This window comes from Methylobacterium trifolii (assembly GCF_022179685.1).
GTDB classification, from domain to species: domain Bacteria; phylum Pseudomonadota; class Alphaproteobacteria; order Rhizobiales; family Beijerinckiaceae; genus Methylobacterium; species Methylobacterium trifolii.
Genome location: NZ_BPRB01000076.1, coordinates 1 through 2,215, shown reverse-complemented (window position 1 = coordinate 2,215; position 2,215 = coordinate 1). Strand labels below are relative to the sequence as shown.

At 53.0% G+C, this 2,215-nt stretch carries 1 protein-coding gene; it reads right to left on the bottom strand.

Features of this window, described 5'->3' with window-relative positions; all coding sequences use genetic code 11:
• Positions 1-1,167: ISL3 family transposase (locus tag COGEMETH_RS07420; protein ID WP_238181971.1), on the bottom strand; the 1,167-nt coding region annotated here is incomplete at its 3' end.
• Positions 1,168-2,215: the final 1,048 nt, after the last annotated feature.

The window sequence follows — 2,215 nt, the reverse complement described above, 5'->3', positions numbered from 1 at the left end:
GTCGTGCGTCGGCATCAGGATCGCCCGAGCCCGAATCGCATCGAAGGCGTAGGCACGGCCGGCCCTGTTTACGATCTTGATGAGTCTCTTGGGCGCTTCGGTAGCGGCGATCGTGAATGGTTGATCGAAGTAGGCAAAGACCGCTTCGTACGCGTCTTCAACCGTCTTTGCGATCAATCGGAACGCACTGACCTCATCCGGGATGCACGCCTTCCAGGCTTTGAACATCACCTCGGCATCGCGTCGAGAGGGGCGATGTTCATATCCCCAGATGTCGCGGAACCCTTCTTTGCAGTGCCATGCTGCCGAAAGAAGAGCGTTGTTACCTAGAACTTTGTTGAGGATTGATGTACGCTTCTCATTGAGATTATGACGGCTCGCCTGGAGCAGTCGCCGGCCCCGACCAAAATTCAAGCAGCTTTTTGATTTTCCCCATTGCTGTCTACGGATACCATCGAGCGTATCGTTTGCTTGCCCGATCATAAACCATTTGTCGGCAATAATGACAGCCTCTGACAGAGTAGAAGTAACAGCCTCCCTGTAAGGCCCCCTAATATCGATGATGACAATCTGGATGCGGCTGCGGTCGGGCAAGTCCCTTAGCCATTGAACGACGATCGTTCGGCTCGAACCTTCGACCAGGTCGAGGACTCGCTGATCATCGAGGTTCACAAAGAGAGCGTACTTGCGTCCTCGAAGGACAATCTCGGATATACCCAGCGCAACGGGAGCAGATGGGCGATAATTGGCAATAAATAAATCCAGTTCTTCGTTACTAATGTTTCGAACCGTCTTTTCATCAAGTCCTATTTCACGAGCCAGATGAGTAAAAAGTCGCATGAGAGACTGATCACGGATATGCTCAATGCATCGTACCGTCATACGGCGCTGGAAATGCACATCCTGCAGCGGCTGCATGAAAGTGGCTGTACAGTCGAGGCATCGATATCTCCGGACGTCGACACTTATGATCGTCGGCCTGCCATGTATGGGGGCATCGATGTAATCGACATTCTTCTGCCCGTGCTTATAGGGTTTTCGCGGAGAACCGCATTTCTGGCAATGGCCAGGCTCGACATTGAAGCGGGCAAACAACCTGTAGCCCGTTTGCGACGTGTCAACACGCTCAACGGTCCAGTTACGTAGGTACTGAGCTATTACGGCCATGGTTCCTCGTCGGCCGTCGTAATGTCAGAATCGGATTTAAGTGTGGAGGCCGGTCATGTGATCTTTTTAGGTGTTCAGACGGCATAGGCAGCCGCAAAGACGTGCAGGGTGGCCGTCCTGCGAACGCTTAGGAGCGTTGAGGCTGGCTGTTGATGGATCTTAGCGCAGACCGGTTGCTATAATTTCGTCGTATCTCTGTTTCGCTAGTTCACGCACTAGTTCGACGTCACGTTCCGGCACAGCAAAACTCGACTTGTCTAAAGCGTCACGACCCATCTCATTCCAATTTTCTGCGTGCTTTCGAACATCAAGTCCTAATCGACGATTGTTTGCGGCAACATTCCGCAACATTAGGGTAAGCGCTATATTTTGGGCTGCCTGCTCTGCAACTAAGAAATACAGATGCTCTAACTTAATTTCACAACTCATCTTATATTTCTACTTTCATGATAAAGAAGCAGATGTGAGCGGTTGAGATCTATGCCCTGCAATCGCAGGCGTCCCTAGGTTGGGAATGACACCATCGTGAAATTGGATGACCCTGGTTACCTGTGAGCAATTTCAAAGGAGGAAGCAACTCCAAAACAGTGCCAAAAGCGGTCCGGATTTGCAATAGTAGCTCCAGGCTCTTGATACATCTGTGGAGTCGTTTCGGCCTTAGCGTAGACGTATATGGCTGATGCGTAGGTGGCCGTGATAGCAACCCTTCAAGCGTGGTTGAGGCAACCGCCCGGGTTCCGAACCCGGTTCGTCCGGCGACCGTCTGCGGCGGGGATGGTGACAAAAGTGGCTTCATCGCCCCTAGAGCCGCGTCCGGCGAGCTTGAATCGTTGGGGATGGCGGGCGGTCTGCGGATCTGATTCGATGTCGGGCTTTCCGAGGAGATCGGGATGCCGGCAGCCTTATCGTTGGATCTGCGAAAGCGGGTGATCGCGGCGATCGAAGCGGGAGAGGTGGCTCGGTTTGTCTGAACAGCGACCTGGGCCTGGATAAGTGGAATCCTGCCGGGTTCAGGCAGCCGCGGGATGTGGCAACCTGTCGAAGTAGG